This is a genomic window from Pararhizobium sp. P1_E7 (assembly GCF_056405855.1).
Genome location: NZ_JBFUBH010000130.1, coordinates 1 through 5,098, shown reverse-complemented (window position 1 = coordinate 5,098; position 5,098 = coordinate 1). Strand labels below are relative to the sequence as shown.

Below are 5,098 nucleotides of genomic sequence, written 5' to 3'. Positions count from 1 at the left end.
GCCGATAGCAACTCGGGGTTCATTGAAAGTCAGGGTGTCGACGGAGGTTGTCAGCCGGGCAGCGCTTGCAGCAGGAGCCCAGACGGTTTTGATCAATGTCACAACAACGGTTTCCAGCCGCGCTTCCGCCGCGGGCCTGCTCACCTATCTTGGAACGCGGGAGGTCGAAACTGAAAATGGGCAAAAGGAGAAGGTGGACATCTCCGTCGTCGATCAGGACGGGATAGCCATCGCAACCAGGGAGGCGCGCGCGGCCATTCTATCCGACTGGATCGCTGAGTTCCGGGAGCCCTACGCCGTAAACGCGGTAGCGAGCATCTCGATTAAGTTCGCCGAACCTGTTGGAGACGACGATCTTCATGAGGCACTGAACGCTGCCTTCGGCTCAAAGCCGTTCCTTTATTCCCGTCGCCCGCACGGGGAGGTTTCTGTCTATTCGGTCACGGACCTGCCGGCGGGAAAACTGGCTGTCGCTTTGAAAGCCCGGGAGAAGGGCGACGGTTCGGTGCGGCTGGCGGAAACTGCCGAAGCGGATCTTGCGGCTCGGTTGGTAGAGGCTGGCAGCCGGGCCGATGTTCGCATTCTCGGGGCTGCGGCTTCGGAAAAGTCGGGCCGCTACTTCCTCGAAAAGTTTCTTCATGCCGATAGACCTGTCACCTCGAGTGCCGGCGAAGCGGTAAAGCATGGATCGTCTATCAAGAACGCAGCAGATGGGATTTGGCAGAGTTGGTCTGAACATATTCGCACCGTCGAGCCGCGCAATGCTTTCCACGTCATTTTCTCAGCCCGCGCCGGCACAGATGGTGAGGCGATGAACCGCGCGGTGCGCGATTTTCTGAGCGAGCAGGTCGCGGGGCACCGGTGGGTCACAGCCCATCATCCTGAAACCGGGCATGTGCACGTCCATGCAATGATTTCCGCCCGCGATGATGTTGGCAAAGCGCTGCGGTTGACCAAGCCCGAACTTTATCAATGGCGAGAGCGGTTTGCGGCAAAGGCGCGTGAGCATGGGATCGCAATGGTGGCGACCCGCCGGGCCGACGTCGCGGCAACGCGGCCGTACAGCCAGGCGCAGGCCGGCGCGCATCAGCGTGGTGTCGCCGATCCTCATTATCTCAAAACGTCCGCAGTCAATAAGCGTGTCGAGCGCAAGCGGGCCGCCATCGCGGATCGCTCCTCGCTCGTCAGCGGCAGTCTTGCGTTGGCCCCGCAATGGCGAGCGACTGTAGACGCTCTTAAAAAGGTGGGCGCAGAATCCACAGTCATAGACGCGGCCAATCGGTTTGCCGCTGCTGCCGCGGAGAAACCGCCAAAGCTTCCACCACAAAATGAAACGGGCTTCGTGCTTGTGCGGCTGGAAATCAAAAATGCCAACGACCCTACTTCCGCGTCGAAAACTGTCGAGCGCGCCCTGAAAGTCGACTCTCGGTTCGTTTCTGTGAAAGCCGGAACAGTGTTGCTGTTGGCGCCGACCGTAGCGAGCATCAGCAAGGTTGAGCGGGAGCTGAAGAGACAGAAGGAAGTTGGCCGAGGCGCGGAGACCCTTGCGGTGGTCAAGACTATCGAGCGCCAGCTGTCCGAACAGGGGCTCAGTGCGGCCGTTTCGGTCAAGGCGGCCGGCGCTGCCCAGAATGGGGCGCCAACGCCATGGCTGCAGAGCCGCTTTGCAAAATCGGCACAGAGAACGGCTTCGGATCCAGCCACGCCACTGGCGAAACTCATGACTTTGGTCTCAGACATCAAACATCGAAAGGAAAACACTATGCCCCTATCGCTGGAACAGTTCGACGAGCGCGTTGCACGCGCCAATAAATCGATGGACCGCCTGGAGACAATGGTCGACAGCAGTGGCGAGCGCCAGGCCGTCGAGGAAATGCGGCGCGAGATTTCTGCACTTTTTGCCGAGCAGCGCCGTGACATCGAATTGCAGCAGATACCGTCAGCCATGCATCCGTCCGGGGGAGGCGCAACACCACCGGCTGCTCGAGCTGGCAACGGCCATGATCAGAACCGGAAGACGCCGGCAAGTGTCGATCCCGCAATCGCGGTCCAGCAAAACGCTATTGCTACAGGTCGAGCGGCGAAGGCGGCGCGGGAACAAGCTGGCGGCACGAAAGCGGTTCAGGACGAAAGGCGTAGAGAAATCGTCCGTCAGACGGAGCAGGAGCGCGATGGCGCCGAACGGTAGGCGAAAGCCAGATTATGAGCTGCTGAAATGCTGGCACCAATATTGAGCTTGCCACTGCAATGGAATTTGTAGCGTCGTCGTTGCTCAGTCTATCAAGGTGGGTGAGATTCCCGGCCCCTCGCACCAATCGCAAATGGTGCGAGGAAACCTTACGATGCCGTGATGCGATCAAATCTCGCGGACGTTTTCCGCTTTAGCTTTGCCAGTCTTTCGATCTTGGCCCACGTCAAAGCTTACCTGCTGCCCCTCACGAAGCGACCCGCTACCCTGAAGGGCTGACACGTGGACGAAGACGTCTTGACCGCCGTTTTCCGGGGTGATGAAACCAAATCCCTTGTCGTTGTTGAAGAACTTAACCGTACCAGTTGCCATAAATAGTCCCCGTTTTCGCTCGCGCTGCAAGGCGCTAAGAGAAGAATATTGTGCCAACTGCACGCAGGCAAGTTACCGACAGAATCTTTGCTCGACCAAAACGACCCAATGTCTCATCGGACAATCCTGCGGCCCGAGGCGACGTGTGGGTCTTGAAAATCAGTACCAGCGATCGCATTTAAGGAACATCACCCGTTATCGACGGCTACCTGCAGCGACACTGTCGCGCGTTTGTGGCTGTCCGGGTCTGCGAAGGGCGCTCTCCGAGAGGATCGAGCGCCCTTCGTGTTTATACGGCTTGAACGGCTTTGCAGCGCTCCACCCCGAAACCTGACCGACCTCGATTGTCAAAAAGCGAACTATTCATCGCTTAATGCCCCCGAAATTTCCTTACGAAGCTTTTTGATCGCGCGTTTTTTCGCCGGTGTGGTTCCAAAAAAATTGAGAACTCGTCTAATTGCCTCATCTGCGTCGCTTTGACGACGAGCGCTCTCGTCGATTGCTGCCCTGAAATCCGGCTTCACCTTGGATGGCTCTTCGCTGCTACCGTCTAGGTTTCGTCCGTTTGGGACCCTGATCGACGCCGCGACATGAGTGAGAGGGGCTTTCAGCGCAAACTTCGCGCCTGGTGCCACCATGCTTGGCGCGACCTTGTTTGATGGATACGGGTCTATGTCCTCTACCACCACCTCCGGAGTTCTTGTCATCCGGTGTTGTTCATTGGTTGCGGCGATTGGCAGCCAAGCGCGCTTCATCAGTTCATTATCAGCATAGTAAAAGTTGCGAAGGCCGAATATGGGTTGCTGATTGCGCAACTTGATGATGCAGCGTGTCTCGTTCATCGCCCCGAGTTCATCGGGGCGCATGAGCGGACGCATCGCTGTCCTGTGCGACATGGTCGCCCCCTTGCGATCAAAAAGCGTGGCGCCTGTCGAAACCGCCTTATCAACAGTGATTTCTTTCCTCTCACCAAGCAATTGCGAGACATAACGCTGGTCCTCCGGATCCTGGGCTCCGAGGAAGATTTGAGCGCGTGCGGAATTCACCAGCGTTTGTCGACCTTCGCGCGTGTAGACGTTGTCGATCGACCGCAGCGACTGGACGAAGAACCAGCAGGGTATGCCGTAGCCGCCAAGAACGGTCGCGACGGTGAGGGCATTTTCCAGCTTGCCGAGGTTTTGAAACTCATCGAGCAAGACCAGAACGCGGCGCTCGCCGCGCGTCATCATGGTGCGCGACATGTAGTCCATGAACTGGACCATCAGCACGTTGAAGATCGGCCCAATGGAGGCAACCTGCTGGATCCGAAAATCCAGATACAGGCTCATATTCTCGCGCCGCATCGCGCGAATGTCGAAGGTCGAGCGCGCCGTCGCTCGCAAAATGCGGTTGTTCTTGAATGGACGAACGGCCGCGGCAAGCGAGCCGTAAACCCCGTCGAACTGTTTTCCTGCCATAACCGCAAAGCGCGCGATTGTCGTATAGGTAAATGAACTGATCCACTCGGCCCGAAGCTCGGGGTTGGCAACCTCATCCAACCACTCGCGCAGCGGCTGATCACCACCTTCGACGACATTGAGAACCGTTCCGAGATTTTTGTCTTTGTCGGGGATATCAGGATTTTCCAAAACCCAAGAGGTGACACCGGCAAACAGAGCACGCGCATCGGAAATCCAGTAGGCATCGCCCTTTGGCGTCGGTAAGAGGGCGGTCGCGATTGAATTGATATCGATGTCGCGCTGATCGGGATCAATGGCGACGAAGTCGAGGGGATTGTAGCATTCGGTGTCGCCGTTCTCGTCGGCTGGCGAAAACCGCAACACGCGGGAGATTTTCGACCGGTAGCCGGCCGTGGCCTCATAGGTCTCGCCGCGCATGTCGAGAACGACGATGCTGTCTGGCCAGAGGAGACAATTGGGCACGATCAGCGATGCGCCCTTACCCGAGCGCGGCGGACCGATGACAAAGCCGCCGACGTCATCACCATCGATCCAAAGCTTTTTGCCGCCGAACAGCTTCGGCTTTGTCAGCCGCCGCCTGCCGTAACCACGCTGGGTGAAGCCACCGGGAACCTTGATCAGGCTGCCGCCGATCCGGCCAACGAACACGCCACCGGTGTGCGTCAGACCAAGGGCACGAGCCTCCATCGTGCTGAGGAAGCGCGCATCGGTGGATTTCTTCTTGCCCGTCGCAAGCGTGATCAGCATCGCGGCGCCGGCAATAAAACCAGCGCCCGCTGCGATCGCTGGCCGATGCCATTCGCCCGCATAGAGATCGAGACGCGCGGCCTTGTACGATGCCAGAAGATCGTCCTGCAGCGCCTGGAGCATCCACGTCGAATTGTCGAATGTATAATAGAGACCGGCATAGGCGAGTGACGCCACAAACGCCGCCRTGGCCAGTGCAATGAGACCACCGAAAAGCAGGAGGGCCGGGTTCATAGCGCGTCTGCCTTGGTGAATACGATCTCCGATACCACGCGGCGTCCGTCCGGCAAGCGCGCGAGCTGAACCACGATCGGAATAACCTCCTTTAGGT

At 58.4% G+C, this 5,098-nt stretch carries 3 protein-coding genes; 1 reads left to right on the top strand and 2 read right to left on the bottom strand.

Annotated elements, in window-relative coordinates; genetic code table 11:
- On the top strand, window positions 1-2,188 hold a 2,188-nt coding region (locus tag AC1D17_RS27650; RefSeq protein WP_477568440.1), incomplete at its 5' end, for a relaxase/mobilization nuclease domain-containing protein.
- Between the two features lie 168 nt (window positions 2,189-2,356).
- Here AC1D17_RS27650 and AC1D17_RS27645 read toward each other — a convergent pair.
- Together AC1D17_RS27645 and AC1D17_RS27640 are read right to left on the bottom strand one after the other, a co-directional pair.
- Window positions 2,357-2,560 carry a cold-shock protein gene (locus AC1D17_RS27645; protein ID WP_151047787.1) on the bottom strand — a complete coding sequence of 68 codons (204 nt, stop codon included), beginning with the start codon at window positions 2,558-2,560 and terminating at the stop codon, window positions 2,357-2,359.
- 359 nt (window positions 2,561-2,919) lie between these two features.
- The gene (locus tag AC1D17_RS27640; protein WP_477568439.1) at window positions 2,920-5,001 is read right to left on the bottom strand and encodes a type IV secretory system conjugative DNA transfer family protein; all 2,082 of its coding nucleotides are present in this window, start codon (window positions 4,999-5,001) and stop codon (window positions 2,920-2,922) included.
- Between the last annotated feature and the right edge of the window lie 97 nt (window positions 5,002-5,098).